The 15,884-nt window shown below is 66.9% G+C and carries 15 protein-coding genes; 8 read left to right on the top strand and 7 right to left on the bottom strand.

What is annotated here, in order from left to right; all coding sequences use genetic code 11:
• Positions 1-15: 15 nt before the first annotated feature.
• Positions 16-198 carry a hypothetical protein gene (locus C9F12_RS15410; protein WP_108131886.1) on the top strand — a complete coding sequence of 61 codons (183 nt, stop codon included), beginning with the start codon at positions 16-18 and terminating at the stop codon, positions 196-198.
• Between the two features lie 89 nt (positions 199-287).
• Here C9F12_RS15410 and dxs read toward each other — a convergent pair whose 3' ends face one another.
• Genes dxs through C9F12_RS15395 form a run of 3 tightly spaced genes read right to left on the bottom strand, consistent with a single transcriptional unit; the run spans position 288 to position 3,370 of the window.
• A complete protein-coding gene (dxs, locus tag C9F12_RS15405; RefSeq protein ID WP_108449471.1) occupies positions 288-2,201 on the bottom strand; it encodes a 1-deoxy-D-xylulose-5-phosphate synthase in 1,914 nt (637 codons plus the stop codon).
• A gap of 16 nt (positions 2,202-2,217) precedes the next feature.
• Complete coding sequence (gene ispA / locus C9F12_RS15400) at positions 2,218-3,087, bottom strand: (2E,6E)-farnesyl diphosphate synthase (protein ID WP_108449534.1); 870 nt, start codon at positions 3,085-3,087, stop codon at positions 2,218-2,220.
• Positions 3,088-3,091: 4 nt separating this feature from the next.
• The gene (locus C9F12_RS15395; protein ID WP_045993891.1) at positions 3,092-3,370 is read right to left on the bottom strand and encodes an exodeoxyribonuclease VII small subunit; all 279 of its coding nucleotides are present in this window, start codon (positions 3,368-3,370) and stop codon (positions 3,092-3,094) included.
• A gap of 338 nt (positions 3,371-3,708) precedes the next feature.
• Here C9F12_RS15395 and serA point away from each other — a divergent pair, with 338 nt between their 5' ends.
• The 4 genes from serA (at position 3,709) to C9F12_RS15375 (ending at position 9,352) form a co-directional block, all read left to right on the top strand.
• Entirely contained in the window at positions 3,709-4,959 is a 1,251-nt protein-coding gene (gene serA, locus C9F12_RS15390; RefSeq protein ID WP_108449470.1) for a phosphoglycerate dehydrogenase, read from the top strand.
• A gap of 243 nt (positions 4,960-5,202) precedes the next feature.
• Positions 5,203-6,105, top strand: a complete 903-nt coding sequence (locus tag C9F12_RS15385; RefSeq protein WP_108449469.1) for a DMT family transporter — start codon at positions 5,203-5,205, stop codon at positions 6,103-6,105.
• Between the two features lie 282 nt (positions 6,106-6,387).
• On the top strand, positions 6,388-7,743 hold the full coding sequence (locus tag C9F12_RS15380; RefSeq protein ID WP_108449468.1) for an 8-oxoguanine deaminase: 1,356 nt from the start codon (positions 6,388-6,390) through the stop codon (positions 7,741-7,743).
• Between the two features lie 259 nt (positions 7,744-8,002).
• Positions 8,003-9,352, top strand: coding sequence for a nucleobase:cation symporter-2 family protein (locus C9F12_RS15375; RefSeq protein ID WP_052704445.1), 1,350 nt, complete (start codon positions 8,003-8,005; stop codon positions 9,350-9,352).
• A 96-nt stretch (positions 9,353-9,448) separates the two neighbouring features.
• On the opposite strand, the gene C9F12_RS15370 is transcribed toward C9F12_RS15375, so the two are convergent.
• Positions 9,449-10,012: a GNAT family N-acetyltransferase gene (locus C9F12_RS15370; RefSeq protein WP_162816504.1), complete on the bottom strand. Its 564-nt coding sequence runs from the start codon at positions 10,010-10,012 to the stop codon at positions 9,449-9,451.
• A gap of 231 nt (positions 10,013-10,243) precedes the next feature.
• Here C9F12_RS15370 and C9F12_RS15365 point away from each other — a divergent pair, with 231 nt between their 5' ends.
• From C9F12_RS15365 to C9F12_RS15355, 3 genes are all read left to right on the top strand, one after another.
• Positions 10,244-11,053: an enoyl-CoA hydratase gene (locus tag C9F12_RS15365; protein WP_045993886.1), complete on the top strand. Its 810-nt coding sequence runs from the start codon at positions 10,244-10,246 to the stop codon at positions 11,051-11,053.
• Between the two features lie 123 nt (positions 11,054-11,176).
• Positions 11,177-12,013: an IclR family transcriptional regulator gene (locus C9F12_RS15360; protein WP_108449466.1), complete on the top strand. Its 837-nt coding sequence runs from the start codon at positions 11,177-11,179 to the stop codon at positions 12,011-12,013.
• 36 nt (positions 12,014-12,049) lie between these two features.
• Complete coding sequence (locus tag C9F12_RS15355; protein ID WP_108449465.1) at positions 12,050-12,424, top strand: Rieske 2Fe-2S domain-containing protein; 375 nt, start codon at positions 12,050-12,052, stop codon at positions 12,422-12,424.
• Between the two features lie 114 nt (positions 12,425-12,538).
• Here C9F12_RS15355 and C9F12_RS15350 read toward each other — a convergent pair whose 3' ends face one another.
• From C9F12_RS15350 to C9F12_RS15340, 3 genes are read right to left on the bottom strand one after another with little or no spacing between them, the layout of a single operon-like run.
• On the bottom strand, positions 12,539-13,969 hold the full coding sequence (locus C9F12_RS15350) for an MmgE/PrpD family protein (protein ID WP_108449464.1): 1,431 nt from the start codon (positions 13,967-13,969) through the stop codon (positions 12,539-12,541).
• Positions 13,970-13,984: 15 nt separating this feature from the next.
• On the bottom strand, positions 13,985-15,124 hold the full coding sequence (locus C9F12_RS15345; RefSeq protein WP_108449463.1) for an AbrB family transcriptional regulator: 1,140 nt from the start codon (positions 15,122-15,124) through the stop codon (positions 13,985-13,987).
• A gap of 3 nt (positions 15,125-15,127) precedes the next feature.
• The gene (locus C9F12_RS15340; RefSeq protein ID WP_205254708.1) at positions 15,128-15,865 is read right to left on the bottom strand and encodes an SDR family NAD(P)-dependent oxidoreductase; all 738 of its coding nucleotides are present in this window, start codon (positions 15,863-15,865) and stop codon (positions 15,128-15,130) included.
• Positions 15,866-15,884 lie beyond the last annotated feature (19 nt).

Below are 15,884 nucleotides of genomic sequence, written 5' to 3'. Positions count from 1 at the left end.
TCGGTTCACACTCCCATGCGACTATCGATCACTCGCCTTGCCATCGTCGGCGCCATCGCTTCCGCCAGCATCAGCGTCAGTCTGGCCTCCAATGCTTCGGTATTCCCCTGGCAGGGCTTGCTGGGAGTGGACACGCCGCCATCTGACACTGCCAGGTCCGTCATCGAACGCCTGGTCGAAAGCGCCAGCCATCGCTGAGCCTGCTCCCATACGCCATCGGCCCCCTGGAGCGGGGGCCGATGGCATGACGGACATACTTGCGCCGTGCGCGACGCAGGCACCCTCGCTCAGCGCTTTCGGTGCTTGTCCAGACGGCGACGAATCGCCGCCTCGATACCCTCGGCATCGAGGCCACAGTCACGCAGCAGCTCCGCTGGCTTGCCGTGTTCGGCAAAGACATCGGGCAGGCCCAGGTTGAGCACCGGCACGGCGACACCCTCGGCCAGCAGCAGTTCGTTGACGCCACTGCCGGCGCCTCCGGCCACCACGTTTTCTTCCAGGGTGACCAGCAGGTCGTGGTTGCGGGCGGCCTCTAGCACGGCGTCACGATCCAGCGGTTTGACGCTGCGCATATTGATGTGAGTGGCGTCTAGCCGCTCGGCCACCACCCCGGCGGGGTCATTGAGGCTACCGAAGGCCAGCAGCGCCACGCCCTTGCCCTGACGCCGCGGCTCGGCCACGCCGATGGGCAGCGGCTCGAGGTCGGCGGGAATGGGCACACCGGGACCGGTACCGCGGGGATAGCGCACCGCCGCTGGCCCCGGATGATGGTAGGCGGCGCTGAGCATGGCGCGACACTCGGCCTCGTCCGCCGGCGCCAGCACCACCATGCCCGGTACGCAGCGCAGGTAGGTCAAATCCAGGGCGCCATGGTGGGTCGGGCCATCCTCACCGACCAGGCCGGCACGATCGATGGCGAAGGTCACGTCCAGCTCCTGCACCGCCACGTCGTGGATCAACTGGTCATAGCCGCGTTGCAGGAAGGTCGAGTAGATCGCCACCACCGGTTTCATCGCCTCGCAGGCCATGCCGGCGGCCAGGGTCACCGAGTGCTGCTCGGCGATGGCCACGTCGTAGTAGCGCTCGGGGTACTCCTTGGAGAAACGGATTAAATCCGACCCCTCACGCATGGCCGGGGTGATACCGATCAGACGTTCGTCGGCGGCGGCCATGTCACAGATCCAGTCGCCGAACACGCTGCAGTACTTCTTCTTCGGCGGCGCATTCGACGCGGTCGCCGGGGGCTTGGCCTTGGCGGCCTCCGGCGTCTCCAGCTTGGTGATGGCGTGGTAGCCGATGGGATCGGACTCCGCCGGCAGGAAGCCCCGGCCCTTGCACGTCTTCACGTGCAGAAACTGAGGTCCGTCCAGCTCACGCATGCTGGTGAGGGCATCGGTCAGGGCGTCGATATCGTGGCCGTCGATGGGACCGACATAGTTGAAGCCCATCTCCTCGAACAGGGTGGCCGGACTGACCATGCCCTTGACGTGCTCCTCGGTACGCCGCGCCAGCTCCAGCGCACCCGGCAGGTGGGACAGCACCCGCTTGCCGTTCTCACGCATGCTCAGATAGGGCTTACTGACCAGAATCCGTGCCAGGTAGCTGGCCACGCCCCCGACGTTCTCGGAGATCGACATCTCGTTGTCATTGAGCACGACCAGCAGGTTGGCGTTGACGTGGCCGGCGTGGGCCAGGGCCTCGAAGGCCATGCCCGCAGTCAGGGCGCCGTCTCCGATGACGGCACAGACGCGCCGCTCCTGCTTCTGCGTGCGCGCCGCCAGGGCCATGCCCAGGGCCGCCGAGATGGAGGTGCTGGAATGGCCGACGCCAAAGGTGTCGTACTCCGACTCGGCACGCCGGGGAAAGGCCGCCAGACCACCGTAGCGGCGAATGCTGGTCATGGCCTCGCGGCGGCCGGTCAGAATCTTGTGGGGATAGGCCTGGTGGCCCACGTCCCACACCAGGCGATCGTGGGGCGTGCGGAAGGCGTGGTGCAGCGCCACGGTCAGCTCGACCACACCAAGGCCGGCGCCGAAGTGGCCGCCGGAAACACCGACGCTATACAGCAGGTAGGCGCGCAGCTCGTCGGCCACGCGCTTGAGCTGCTCTGCGCTCATGGCACGCAGCGCAGCCGGGGTATCCAGAGTATCGAGCAGCGGTGTCGCCGGCCGCTCGGTGGGAATCGTGTCGAACAGCTTCATGTTAGCCCTGTGGTCGTCAGTGATCGCGCTCGATCATGTAGCGGGCAAGCCCGGCCAGAGGCGCCGCCGCCTCGCCCAGCGGGGCGATGGCGTCGAGTGCCTCGTCGATCAGCGCACCGGCCTTGGCTCGGGCGCCGTCAAGCCCGAGCAGGGCGGGATAGGTCGGCTTGTCGCGGGCCGCGTCGGCCCCCGAGGTCTTGCCGAGGGTATCGGTGTCGCCGGTGACGTCCAGCACGTCGTCATGCACCTGAAACGCCAGGCCCATGGCCGCAGCATAGGTGTCCAACGCCCCCAGACGCGAATCGTCCTCGGCCACCGCCACCAGTCCACCGAGGCGAACCGCGGCGCGAATCAGTGCACCGGTCTTGTGGCGGTGCATGGTTTCCAGCATCGCCAGGTCGGGACGTTCGCCCACCACCGCCAGATCCAGCGCCTGGCCGGCGGCCATGCCGTCGCGACCAGACGCCTTGGCCAGGGTCGCCACCAGGGCCCCCAGGCGGGGCGAGGGAGAGCTCGCCAGCAGCTCGAACGCCAGCGTCTGCAGGGCGTCACCGGCGAGAATCGCCGAGGCCTCGTCGAAGGCCTTGTGTACCGTGGGCTGGCCACGTCGCAGGTCGTCGTCGTCCATCGCCGGCAGGTCATCGTGGACCAGCGAGTAGGCGTGGATCAGCTCGATCGCGGCGGCAGGGATATCCAGCTCGTCGTCGTCGGCCCCCAGCGCACGCCCTGCGGCGTAGACCAGGATGGGGCGCAGGCGCTTTCCCCCGACCAGCAGGCCGTGGCGCATCGCCGCCTCGAGCCGGGGTTCGACGACGTGGCGCTGTTCGAACAGTCCCTCGAGGCAGCGGTCTACCCGCGCCCGGTCTGCGGCCAAGCGGGCCAGCATGGTGTCAGCGTTCACCCGGTTCCTCCCCGATATCAAAAGGCGACAGCTGCATGCCACCGTCGGCGTTCTCCGTCAGGCTGCGCACCTTGAGTTCGGCCTCGTCGAGCCGCTTCTGGGCATCTCGCGTCAAGGCCACGCCCTGCTCGAAGGCCTTGAGCGACTCCTCCAGCGTCAGCTCGCCGGACTCCAGGCGCTCGACCAGCGTCTCCAGCTGGGTCATGGCCGAGGCGAAGTCGAGCGACTCGTCATCTTTCTGTGTTGGCTGGCGGTCCTGCGTTGCCATGCGCCCCTCCAGGCGGCGGGTCAAAGGCTGACCCGAGATTGCGAGTTCACGGCCGACGATGGGCCACCCGGGAAACGCAGGCTCGCTGACGACGTCCGGCCTTTCCCCAAAGGGCGACAGTATACACGCTCTCCCCCCGGGGTCGTCTGCCCTGGCCCTTATCCGCGGCCCGCGAAACGCCCCTCGGAAGGACGGCGGCACATGCAGATGGCTCATGCTGCGGTGCAAGGATTTTCAACGTGAAAATGCCGCCCTGTGGTACTCTATGGACCCTGATTTTTCGCCTGCCCCACCACACAGCCGCTGGCTGCCGCCAACTCCAAGAGGTTGATTCGACCATGGCCAAAACGTCCCTGGACAAGAGCAAGATCAAGATCCTGCTGCTCGAGGGCGTCCACCAGAGTGCAGTGGACAATTTTCTCAACGCCGGATACACCAATATCGAGCATATGCCGACCTCGCTCGACGAAGAGTCGCTGATCGAGAAGATCCGTGATGTTCACTTCATCGGCATTCGCTCCCGCACCCAGCTCACCGAGCGGGTGTTCGCGGCGGCCGAGAAGCTGGTGGCGGTCGGTTGCTTCTGCATCGGTACCAATCAGGTCGATCTCACGGCGGCGCTGGTGCGCGGCATTCCGGTGTTCAACGCCCCCTACTCCAACACCCGTTCGGTGGCGGAGCTGGTGCTGGCCGAGGCCATCATGCTGCTGCGCGGGATTCCCGAGAAGAACGCCCGTGCCCACCAGGGCGGCTGGCTGAAGAGCGCCAAGAACAGCCACGAGGCCCGCGGCAAGACCCTCGGCATCGTCGGCTACGGCAGCATCGGCTCGCAATTGTCGGTGCTGGCCGAGGCGCTCGGCTTCGACGTCATCTACTACGACGTCATCACCAAGCTGGCCATGGGCAACTCGCGCCAGGTCGCCAGCCTCGAGGAGCTGCTCGCCCGCTCCGACGTGGTCAGCCTGCACGTGCCCGACCTGCCGTCCACCCGCTGGATGATCGGCGAGGAGCAGATCAGCCTGATGAAGCCCGGCGCCATCCTGATCAACGCCGCCCGCGGCAGCGTGGTAGTGATCGAGGCCCTGGCCGAGGCGATCAAGGAAGGCCGACTCAACGGCGCCGCCATCGACGTCTTCCCGGTGGAGCCCAAGGGCAACGCCGACGAGTTCGAAAGCCCGCTGCGTGGCCTCGAGAATGTCATCCTCACCCCGCACATCGGTGGTTCCACCCTGGAGGCCCAGGAGAACATCGGCGTCGAGGTGTCCGAGAAGCTGGTGACCTTCTCCGACAACGGCACCAGCATCACCTCGGTCAACTTCCCCGAGGTGGCGCTGCCGGCCCACCCGGACAAGCACCGCCTGCTGCACATCCACGAGAACGTGCCCGGCGTGATGTCCGAGATCAACCGGGTGCTGTCGGAAAACGACATCAACATCTCCGGCCAGTACCTGCAGACCAATGAAAAGGTCGGCTACGTGGTCATCGACGTCGACAAGGCCTACGGCGGCCAGGCGCTCGAAGCCCTGCGCGAGGTGAACCACACCCTGCGCACCCGGGTGCTGTACTCCGAGACCAACTACGCCGACTGAGCGGCGGACGTAGCGCCTGCTCGCGGCGAGCTATCCCGCGAGGCAGCTATCGCGCTCGGGATGACGATGAGGCGCCGCTCTCCTTCGGGAGGGTGGCGCCTTTTTACTCGCAGGCCTTTTTACTCGCTGCACGCTCACGGCCCCCGTTCCCGACCATCACAAGCCGACGGCCAAAAGCCTGTGGCGCAGCGAGAAAACGCCTATCCTGAGCGTCTTCCCGATGACCTCTTCAAAGGACGCACGATGCCAACCGGACTGGCCTATCTGATCGTGGTGCTGGTGTGGGCCTCCACCCCGCTGGCCATCAAGTGGAGCGCCGAGGCCGGCGCCCCCATCGGCAGCGTGATGCTGCGCATGGGCCTGGCGCTGATCGCCGGCGCTCTGATCCTGCTGGTACTGAGACGCGGCGTCCGCCTCGATCGCCGCGCCCTTGCCAGCTACGCCGCCGCGGTGCCGGGGGTGTTCGGCGCCATGGCGCTGAGCTACCACGCCTCCCAGTTTCTGCCCTCGGGCCTGCTGTCGGTGATGTTCGGCATGGCGCCGTTGATCTCCGGCTTCATCCTGCAGGTCCTGCCCGGCAGCACCCGGCTCAGGCGTTGGCACTGGATCGGCTGCGGTCTGGGGGTGGCGGGGCTGGCGGTGGTGTTCGCCGACAGCCTGACGCTCGGCGGCGGCGCCCAGGTGCTGGCACTGGCCATGATGCTGTCGGCGGTGACGCTGTTCAGCGCCAGCGGCATCGCCGTGCAGCGGGTGGCCGCCGGGCTCGACCCCTTGCAACAGACCGTGGGGGCGCTGGCCGGCTCCATGCCCTGCTTTCTGGTGTTATGGCTCGCCAGCGGTGAACCGCTGATGATTCCCCTCAGCCCCCGTGGGCTGTGGGCGGTGCTTTACCTTGCGCTGTTCGGCTCGCTGATCGGCTTCCTCTGCTACTACCTGATCCTGTCTCGGCTGCACGCCGCCAGCGTCGCCCTGGTGACCCTGATCACCCCGGTGCTGGCGCTGACCCTCGGCATGCTGCTCAATCAGGAAACCCCTTCGCCTTCGATGCTGCTGGGCGCACTACTGATTCTGGTGGCGCTGGGTGCCTACCTGTTCGGGGACCGACTGAGCCGGCGCCGAGCCGCCCGCGAGGCCGCCAGGCCGTGAAGCAGAGGGGCACTTGACAAGCCCTGACGTCATGGCCATTTTGTACACAATAACGGTCATATATTGCGCACCACAATGGTACACAGGCCGCTCGATATCGGTGCAGCGTGAACCGTGAAATTGATGACGCTCACCGCCCTCGGCGGCTGTTTCTGAAGGCACCTGAACCAGGTATCCGCTACGCGACGAGCCCTCGCCCTCCTTGACCAAGGGACGGCGTCGGGAGCAGGGCACGATGCTTGGGTAACCCTTCGCTCGGCGAAGCCAACCCAGGAGAACTGCATGAGCTCACATCCCCCCGTCACTTGGATCAAGCATCCGCTGGCCGCCAGCGACCCTGACGCGGCCGGTGGTGTCGTCGTTCAGGACGGCCGGATCATCGAAGCCGTGGCCGCCGGCCAGACGCCCCGAACCCGCGTCGAGCAGACCTTCGATGCCTCCCGCCACGTGCTGCTGCCGGGCCTGGTCAACACCCACCACCACTTCTACCAGACCCTGACCCGGGCCTACTCGCCGGCGCTCAACAAGGAGCTGTTTCCCTGGCTCACCACCCTTTACGACGTCTGGGCCAACCTCGACGAGGCCCAACTGGCGCTGGCCAGTGAGCTGGCCATGGTGGAGCTGCTGATGAGCGGCTGTACCACCGTGGCCGACCATCACTACGTGTTCTCCGGCGCGCTCGAGCACGCCATCGACGTCCAGGTGGAGACCGCGCGTCGGCTCGGTGTGCGCGCCGCCCTGACCCGCGGTTCGATGAGCGTGGGGCGCGATCAGGGCGGGCTGCCGCCCCAGTCGGTGGTGCAGGATGAGGCGACCATCCTCGACGAGAGCACCCGTCTGATCGACGCCTACCATCAGCGCGGCGAGGGGGCCATGGTGACCCTGGCGCTGGCGCCCTGCTCGCCCTTCTCGGTCAGCCATGAGCTGATGGTCGACAGCGCTCGCCTGGCCGAGCACAAGGACGTGCGCCTGCACACCCACCTGGCAGAAACCGAGGACGAGACGCAGTACTGTCAGAAGCTGTTCGGGATGCGACCGCTGGACTACCTCGAGGCCACCGGCTGGCTCAGCGATCGCACCTGGCTGGCCCACGGCATCCACTTCAACGACGACGAGGTCGCCCGCCTCGGCCAAGCCGGCACCGGCATCGCCCACTGCCCCTCATCCAACATGGTGCTGGGCTCTGGCATGTGCCGCACCCTGGAACTCGAGGCCGCCGGCTGCCCGGTAGGCCTGGCGGTGGACGGCTCGGCCTCGGCGGATCACTCCAACCTGGCCGAGGAGATGCGCCAGGCGATGCTGATCGGCCGCCTGCGCTACTCGCCCAGCCAGGTACGTCACCAGGACGTCATCCGCTGGGCCACCGAAGGCTCCGCGCGTTGTCTGGGGCGCAGCGACATCGGCGGACTGAAGGTTGGCCAGCAGGCCGATCTGGCGCTGTTCCGGCTGGACGAGCCGCGCTTCTCGGGCGCCGAGAACCCGCTGGCCGCCCTGCTGCTGTGCGGTGCCCACCGTGCCGACCGAGTGATGGTGGCCGGCCAGTGGCGGGTGGCCGACGGCCAGCCGCTCGACGTCGATCTGGGCGAGCTGATGGCCCGCCACAACGCGGCGGCGGTGCGGCTAAGGCGCGCGGTCTAGGAGGCTCGGGGCGAGCCTGGACGCAAACCTTCGAACAGGACGACGGGAAGACAAAAGGCAACAACAGCGAACGACGAACGGATCTCGAGCGCAGCGCGGCACCACGGGCCAGGGCCGACGCTGCCGCCCCCTGACAACGGTCGCCGTGCCACGGCAGTCAGCACAGACGGTCTGACACCTGTCACGGTCTCCGGGGTTTCGCCGCCGACGCTCCGACAAGGACGCCGGTGCTACAACGACAACAGGAGAAAACCCTGCCATGCCCACCCACGACTCCTCCGGGGACACCCTGGAAAGCGCATCTGTGCGCTCGACCCATGACGTCAACGCCATGCCGCCCCTGGGGCGCGCCATTCCGCTGGGCCTGCAACACGTGCTGGCGATGTTCGTCGGCAACGTCACGGTGCCGATCATCATCGCCGGCGCCGCCGACCTGCCGGCGGACCAGACCGCCTTCATGATCCAGGCGGCGATGTTCGTGGCCGGTGTCGCCACCCTGGTGCAGTCGCTGGGGATAGGCCCCATCGGCGCCCGCCTGCCCATCGTCATGGGCACCAGCTTCGGCTTCGTCCCGGTGCTGATTCCCATTGCCGTGGGCATGGGGCTACCGGCGGCCCTTGGCGCGGCCCTGTGTGGCGGGGTCGCCATGGCCCTGGTGGGCATGTTTCTGCCGGTGTTCCGGTTTCTGTTCCCGCCGGTGGTCACCGGCACCTTCGTGGTCATGCTCGGCACCCTGCTGATGCCGGTAGGCTTCGCCTACTGGGGCGGAGGCTTCGGCGCCGCCGACTTCGGCGCCACCCACCACCTGCTGCTGGGGGCGCTGGTACTGGTGGTGACCCTGGGCCTGCACCAGTACGGCCGCGGTATCTGGTCCGAAGCGGCGCCGCTGATCGGCCTGATCACCGGTTACGTGGTGGCCACCATGTTCGGCTACATCGACTTCTCCACCATCGGTGACGCCGACTGGCTGTCACTGCCGGTGCCGCTGACCATCGGGCTTGAATTCCATCTGGCGGCGATCCTGCCGGTGGTGCTGCTGGCGGTGGTCACCTGCGCCGAGTCCATCGGCGACATCGTCGGCACCACCGCCGGCGGCATGGACCGCGAGCCGACCCACAAGGAGCTCTCCGGAGGGGTCATGGCCGACGGCCTGTCCAGTGTGTTCGCCGCGATCTTCAACGCCTTCCCCCAGATCAGCTTCAGCCAGAACGTGGGCATGGTGGCGCTGACCGGTGTGGTCAGCCGCTATGTGGTGGCCATCGGCGGAGCCTTCCTGCTGCTGGCGGGCCTGATCCCCAAGCTGGGTGCCATCGTTTCCAGCATCCCCAATTCGGTGCTGGGCGGGGCGGTACTGATCATGTTCGGCATGATCGCCAGCGCCGGCATCAAGATGCTTTCCCATATCGACTTCAACAAGCGCAACATGGTGATCATCGGGGTCTCGCTGTCCGCCGCGGTGGGCCTGCCGGCCCAGGAAGGGCTCTACGCCAACCTGAGCGACAACCTCCAGGCCATCATCGAGTCAGGGCTGATCCCCGGCGCGCTGTTTGCCATCGTGCTCAATCTGGTGCTGCCCAAGGCCGATCGGGTCTTCCGCGACAGCGTCTGACACGCCACACCGTCCCCTCGAGGACACCATGACGCCACTTTCGGGCCCGCCACGCGGGCCCGCTTCGTTTCCCCTGGACAGGGATGCAGCCCAGGCTCAGCAGCTTCTGACCTCACGGTAGCGGTGACGCCTGTAGACCTTCACTCGCTGGCCCTCGAGCGTGGTCATGCCTTCCCACACGAAGCCCGCGTTCTGTGCCACTCGGCTCGACGGCACATTGGTGGGATCGACCACCGCCACCAGCGACTCGCAGTCGGTGATGGCAAAGGCGTGGGCCACCACCGCCAGGGCCACCTCGGTGGCAAGCCCTCTACCCCAATGATGCACGGCGTAACGATAGCCGATGGCCAACTCCCGCTCGCCGTCGAGGATCTCGTGATCGAAGCCGCAAAAGCCCATCAACGCTCGCGATACCGGGTGCACCACCGCCCAGTAGCCAAAGCCCTTGTCGGCGTAGCTCGCGCGACAGGCATCGAGAAAGCGACGGCTACCCGCCATGTCCTGCACACCGTGGAGCGAGTGACGCATCACCCGGGGATCGGCCAGCAGTCGGCTCAAGCCAGGTAGATCATAGCGCTCGAGCGGGCGCAGCCGGCTACGCGGCGTGGCCAGCACGTCGCCCTGCATCGGCCTGGGCCTCAGCCTGTCGTCCTGCATCATGCGCCTCTCGCGTCGTGGATCGCTTGTGCGAATGTACGCCATCCTCCACGGCCATGACCACGGACGCTGGCCGCCAGCAAGCCGCCCTGTCGCTAGCCTGACGCCGCTCTGGCGCCGCCCTGGCGTCAACCAGGGAGGCCAGGCCACTCTTCCCCTTTGGTCGAAGCAGGCCCCGAAAAGGCGTCATCACGCGCTAGGCTTGCGAAGTTTTCCCTCGTTGGAGCCATGACGATGCCCGCCTCACCTTCCGCCCAGCCTGACACCGGTGACCTCGCCGTGGTGCGTCACGATGATCGTGGGGTCGTCCATCTGACCCTCAACCGCCCGGCAAGCTTCAATGCCCTGTCCCGGGACATGCTCACCGCACTGGATGATGCCTTTGCCGCAATCGACCCTGATCCTTCGTTGCGGGCGGTGGTGATCGCCGCCGAGGGCCGCGCCTTCTGCGCCGGCCATGACCTCAAGGAGATGCGCGAGCTCGGCGACGAGGACGCCTATCGACAGCTCTTCGCCCAGTGCTCCCGGGTCATGCAGCGCCTGCAGGACTGTCCGGTGCCGGTGATCGCTCGAATTCAGGGGCTTGCCACCGCCGCCGGCTGCCAGCTGGCAGCCAGCTGTGACATGGCGGTGGCCGCCCGCTCGGCGCGCTTCGCCGTCTCCGGCATCAAGGTCGGGCTGTTCTGTTCCACCCCAGCGGTGGCGCTGACCCGCAATATCGGTCCCAAGCAGGCCGCCGAGATGCTGTTTACCGGTGAGTTCATCGACGCCGACCAGGCGCTGGAGTGGGGCCTGGTCAACCGGGTCGCCGAGGACGACGCCCTCGACGACAGTCTCGAGGTGCTGCTCGACAGCCTGCGCGCCAAGAGCCAGGTGGCGCTGTTCACCGGCAAGGCCATGCTGGCCCGCCAGCGAGCCCTGCCGCTGGGCCAGGCCTATGCCTACGCAGGCGAGGTGATGGCCGCCAACATGATGGCCGAAGACGTGGCCGAAGGCATCGACGCCTTCGTCGCCAAGCGCGCCCCCCACTGGCGCCATCGCTGAGCGCCGGACCAGGCTCAGCCAAGGCAGGGCCGCTTGTGGAAGCCTTTTCCGCAAACGCGACAAGCGGCCGCGCCAACAGGTATGCTAAGGACTGTGCCAAACGGTTGACCCAGGAGATGCAAGGTGACGGAAAGCAAGCGCAGAACGGCCGGCCGACCGGCCAGCGGCAAGGCCAGCGGAGGCCACAGCCAGTCGCTGGTGCGGGGACTCAACCTGCTGGAATTGCTGGCGATGCACCCGGGCGGCCTGGCGCTGTCCGACATCGCCGAGCAGGCCGATCTGGCACCGTCCACGACCCATCGCCTGCTGCAGGCCCTGCTGAGCCAGGGCTTCATCACCCAGGATGAGGAACTCGGCGTCTGGCGCATCGACGTCAAGACCTTTCGCATCGGCAACAGCTTTCTCGAGGCACGCGACTTCGTAGCCACCAGCCGTCCTTACCTGCGCCGACTGACCCGTGAGACCGGCGAGACCGCAAATCTAGGCGTGCGTGAAGGCACCACGGCGGTGTTCCTGGCGCAGAGCGAATCGCCCCAGATGATGCGCATGATCACCCGTCTGGGCTCACGTGCCCCGCTGCACGCCTCGGGCGTAGGCAAGGCGCTGATGGCCTGGCTGCCCGACGATGACCTGGAGCGGGTACTGGCCGAACGCGGTCTGGACCGCGTCACCGTCAACACCCTGTCGAGTCCATCCGAGCTGCGTCGCGCCATGGCCGAGATCCGTGAACGCGGCTACGCCTGCGACCGCGAAGAGCATGCCATCGGCCTGCACTGCGTGGCTGCCTGCATCCACGATGAACTGGGCACGCCGCTGGCGGCCATCTCGGTCTCCGGGCCGGTGGCGCGCATCCCCGACGAACGCCTGTCCCAGCTCGGTGAGCTGGTGCGCGTTACCGCCGCCGAGATCACTGCCCAGCTAGGCGGACGCATCCCCGCCGCCGAGGACTTCAAGCCCTAAGGCCGGGGATCACCGGCTCCCCAAAGAGATCCCCCGATGACCGACGCCTGGCGCAAGTACAAGAGCGCACCGCCGCCCGGGACCGCCGTGCTGGAATCGATCAGCCTGGCCCCGGGCGAGAGCCGCTGCCTCAATCTCGAAAGCGACAACGGCCGCTTCCCGCTGATCCTCGCCCGCCACGCCGATGGCCATGTGCACGCCTACGTCAACGCCTGCCCCCATCAGTACCTGCCGCTGGACGGCCGCGGCAGCAACATCCTCAGCCGCGACGGCGAGCTGTTGATCTGTACCCATCACCAGGCCTGCTTCCGTCTCGACAGCGGCGAAGGCATCTCCGGCCCCGCCCAGGGCGAGGCGCTGGACCCGGTACCGGTGGAAGAGGTCGATGGCTGGTGGGTAATCGGGGAGTGAGGTAGACGTCTCAATTTAAACAACTAGTGCAACACCTAACAGGCGATAGACAGAAGGGGGAACCAGCCCCCCTTCTGTCTTTTGCTACCACGTCAAAGGGTCCAAACCGGACGTTCAGCCATTCAAGCGCTGCGCCAGCACGCCGACATCGTCGAGTTCCAGCACCTTCCACACGTCGGCGATCAGGTCGCTCTGAGCCTGCTCATCGAGAACGCCGTCACAGCAGGAACGCACCTTCAGTTCGACTTCTTCATCGCTCAGCGGATTTTCCGGGCCGCCACGATAACGCTCGTCAGCCCAGCCGCTGACGTCTTCGCGCCCCTTCAGGCGCAGGGTGATGCGCGAGCGCATCTTGTCGAAGCCCTGGGCCTCGATCTGTTCATCGAACTCGGTGCGGATGCGCCGCTGCATGTCCTGCATGGCACTGGAGGCAACAAACTCGTCTGAGAACTCGACCTTGCCCGCCTGACGGTTGAGCGCAATCATCGCCAGTGCAGCGGGCAGCGAGAACTTGGCCTGGAGGTGATTGGCGGCGATCGGGTAGCGGATAGGATTGAGAATGTTGGAGCCGGCGTGGACGATCACCTCCTCGATATCGTCAGCACTGGCGTCGGCCTCGAGCACCAGGCGTAGCATCAAGTCGATGGTCGGGTGGGTCAGCACGCCGCAGGGGTAAGGCTTGATCGACACCCCAGGCTCGACGATGGACCAGGTCTTGCCGAAGCCCTGGGTCAGCTTGTCCTCGCTGGCACCGCCGCCCTGCACCGCCATGAAGCCCCAGGGGCCGTCCAGCGCCTCGGGGTCGGCGGTAAAGCCACGACTTGCCAGCAGTGCCGCAGTCACGCCATTTTCCGCCGCGCGGCCTACGTGCAGCGGCTTGGTCATGGTGCCGAAGTTACAGCGGATACCAGCGGCCAGGCTCGCCGCGATACCCAGGCCATGGCGCAAGGTTTCGCCACTAAGCCCCATCAGCTTGGCCGCACTGGCGAAGGCGCCAAAGGTGCCCACGGTGCCACTTGAGTGCATGCCCTGCATGTAGTGCTGGGGCAACATCCACTCGGATATTTTGCTTTCCACCTCGAAGCCGGTGAGGAAGGCTTCCATGAAGCGCTTGCCATCGACCCCGCCGAGCCGCTGGCTGACCACCAGGCTGGCGCTCAGCGGCGGAATGGTAGGGTGGGTCAACAGTCCATAGATGTGGGCCGGGTCCTTGCTGACCTGGCTATCGTCCCAGTCATGGGCGTGACCGGCGGTGCCAAGGACGCGGGCGGCCTGGGCGACCGGCGCTCGGGCATCTCCTTGTCCCAGAACCAGGGCATCGGCGCGACCGCCGGACTCCACAGCCTCCTCGGCCAGGATCTGGACCGAATGCTCCTCCGAGCCGGCGACAAACAGGCCCACTCCATCCAGTACGCAGCGGGTCCCGATGCGCAGCGCTTCCTCGGGAATCTCCTCGAAGCGGACCGATTCGATGAATTCGGCAGCCTCGGCGGTAATGCGGGTGTTGGTGGGCATCTTGGCAAAGACGTTGGTTGCGACAGACATGACGCAGTCTCCTTATCAGGATCGTCGTGAGCATGAGCTCGAGGATTCGTGAAACAAAGGCAGGCGTGACAAGCGAGCCCACAAGGGCCCTGCGAAAAGGTTTACCGACAGGGCGCGGATGGCATGAAAGCCCGCCACCAGGGCGGCGTTCTGGCCCAGGGCCTGGGCGGTCAGGGTCATCTCGGCCATACCCCCCACGGAAAAGCCGAGCACCAGGGTCTGCCGGCTCTCCTCCGAGCCCGACATCCCGGCCACCAGCAGCGCCGCCACCGCCGCCATCAGACCGATCAGCAGGAGGATCGGAATGCCGCTGGCGATAGCCCTCGGCAGGGCCAGCAAGCTGGCCCGCTGGAACTTGGCTCCCAGGCCAAATCCCACCACTACCTGGGCGGCGATCAGCACCCCCTGGGGCAGATGCAGCACCTGCGGCGGAGACACAGGCAGCAGCTCGGCGCCGGACAACACGCCGGCGACCACCAGCGGCGTCAGGAACCAGGCCGAGGGCATGCCCAGACGCGCGGTCCCCCAACTGGCCAGGGCACACAGCGCCAGCATTCCGATCAGCCACCACGGCCCAAGCTGGACGCCCGAGCCGAACACCTGAGCCACCGGCTGACCGTTGCCGCTTGTCAGCAGCAGTACCGCCGGCAGCAGGGTGACGATCAGCCCGACGCGAATGGCGTGCAAGGCGGCGATCGCCGCCCGGTTGGCGCGGTAGCCCTCACCGATCTCGGCCATCTCGATCACCCCGCCGGGCAGCAGGCAGAAATAGGCGGTGGCCTTGTCGAGCCCGGCCAGACGTGCGAAAAGCGGTGTGGACAGGATCGCCAGGATGACCCCCAGGGCCGCAGAGGCCAGCATCATTGGCAACCAGCCAACCAACTGGCGGGCCACCTCCGGTGTCACCCACAAGCCGACGCTTGCCCCTACCACCATCAGGCCGGCGCGCTGGATCGGTCTGGGAGCCCGGGCCGGCAGGCCCAGCCCCGCCCAGATGCCGATGGCGATGGCCGCCCCCAGCAACCAGCCCAGCGGCAGACCGAGAGCGCTCCAGCTACCGCCACCGATGACGGCAACCATCGCCGGCAGCAGGAAACTGCGCCACCAGTGGGCCATTCGGCCCTGGTCGGGTTCGGGTTTCAGGTAGATGGTCATGGCTTAACCGAGGTAGCTGCCGCCGTTGAGATGGAAGGTCTGGCCGGTGCTGTAGCGCCCCGCCGGCCCGACCAGATGACACACCAGCGCGGCCACCTCCTCGGGCTTGCCCAGTCGGCCAACCAGCGGCCCCTTGCCGCCACTCAACCTGGGCGGCGGCGAGCCTGCCGCCCGTTCGGTATCGATCTGTCCCGGTACGATGCAGTTGGCGGTGACGCCGCGCTCGCCGTATTCCACCGCCAGCGCCCGAGTTAGCCCCACCACACCCATCTTCGAGGCGATCACGTTGGCCCGTTCGGCGGCACCCAGATGAGCGCTGACGCCACCAAAGGTGACAATGGCGGCCTGGTCGGAGGCCAGCAGCAGCGGCAGGCAGGCCCTGGCGGCAAGAAAAGGCCCGTCAAGGTTGACCGCCATGACCCGACGCCAGTCATCGAAGGTCAGCTCGGCGAAGGGTTTATGGGGACGAATGGCGGCGCAGCACACCAGGCTATCGAGCCGGCCGAAGCGCTCACCGACGCTTGCCACGGCGGCATCGACGGCTTCGGGGTCGGCAATATCGGCGGCCAAACCCAGTCCCTGACGTCCCAGTGCCTCGATCTCGGCAAGGGTGTCATCCATCGCCTGGCCGTGATGACTGGCGATGATCACCACATCGGCACCCTGCTCGGCGAGTCCCAGTGCCACCGCACGACCGATATTCCGGCTGCCGCCGGTAACCAGCGCTACACGTCCCGACAAGGGTTCTGTCCTGGGCCCG

Source organism: Halomonas sp. BN3-1 (assembly GCF_003056325.1).
Taxonomy (GTDB): Bacteria; Pseudomonadota; Gammaproteobacteria; order Pseudomonadales; family Halomonadaceae; genus Halomonas; species Halomonas litopenaei.
This window is presented reverse-complemented; position numbering and strand designations above follow the sequence as displayed.

Coding starts and splice junctions, on each gene's coding strand:
- C9F12_RS15410 (WP_108131886.1), top strand. CDS start 16: ATGCGACTATCGATCACTCGCCTTGCCATCGTCGGCGCCATCGCTTCC.
- dxs (WP_108449471.1), bottom strand. CDS start 2,201: ATGAAGCTGTTCGACACGATTCCCACCGAGCGGCCGGCGACACCGCTG.
- ispA (WP_108449534.1), bottom strand. CDS start 3,087: ATGCTGGCCCGCTTGGCCGCAGACCGGGCGCGGGTAGACCGCTGCCTC.
- C9F12_RS15395 (WP_045993891.1), bottom strand. CDS start 3,370: ATGGCAACGCAGGACCGCCAGCCAACACAGAAAGATGACGAGTCGCTC.
- serA (WP_108449470.1), top strand. CDS start 3,709: ATGGCCAAAACGTCCCTGGACAAGAGCAAGATCAAGATCCTGCTGCTC.
- C9F12_RS15385 (WP_108449469.1), top strand. CDS start 5,203: ATGCCAACCGGACTGGCCTATCTGATCGTGGTGCTGGTGTGGGCCTCC.
- C9F12_RS15380 (WP_108449468.1), top strand. CDS start 6,388: ATGAGCTCACATCCCCCCGTCACTTGGATCAAGCATCCGCTGGCCGCC.
- C9F12_RS15375 (WP_052704445.1), top strand. CDS start 8,003: ATGCCCACCCACGACTCCTCCGGGGACACCCTGGAAAGCGCATCTGTG.
- C9F12_RS15370 (WP_162816504.1), bottom strand. CDS start 10,012: ATGATGCAGGACGACAGGCTGAGGCCCAGGCCGATGCAGGGCGACGTG.
- C9F12_RS15365 (WP_045993886.1), top strand. CDS start 10,244: ATGCCCGCCTCACCTTCCGCCCAGCCTGACACCGGTGACCTCGCCGTG.
- C9F12_RS15355 (WP_108449465.1), top strand. CDS start 12,050: ATGACCGACGCCTGGCGCAAGTACAAGAGCGCACCGCCGCCCGGGACC.
- C9F12_RS15350 (WP_108449464.1), bottom strand. CDS start 13,969: ATGTCTGTCGCAACCAACGTCTTTGCCAAGATGCCCACCAACACCCGC.
- C9F12_RS15345 (WP_108449463.1), bottom strand. CDS start 15,124: ATGACCATCTACCTGAAACCCGAACCCGACCAGGGCCGAATGGCCCAC.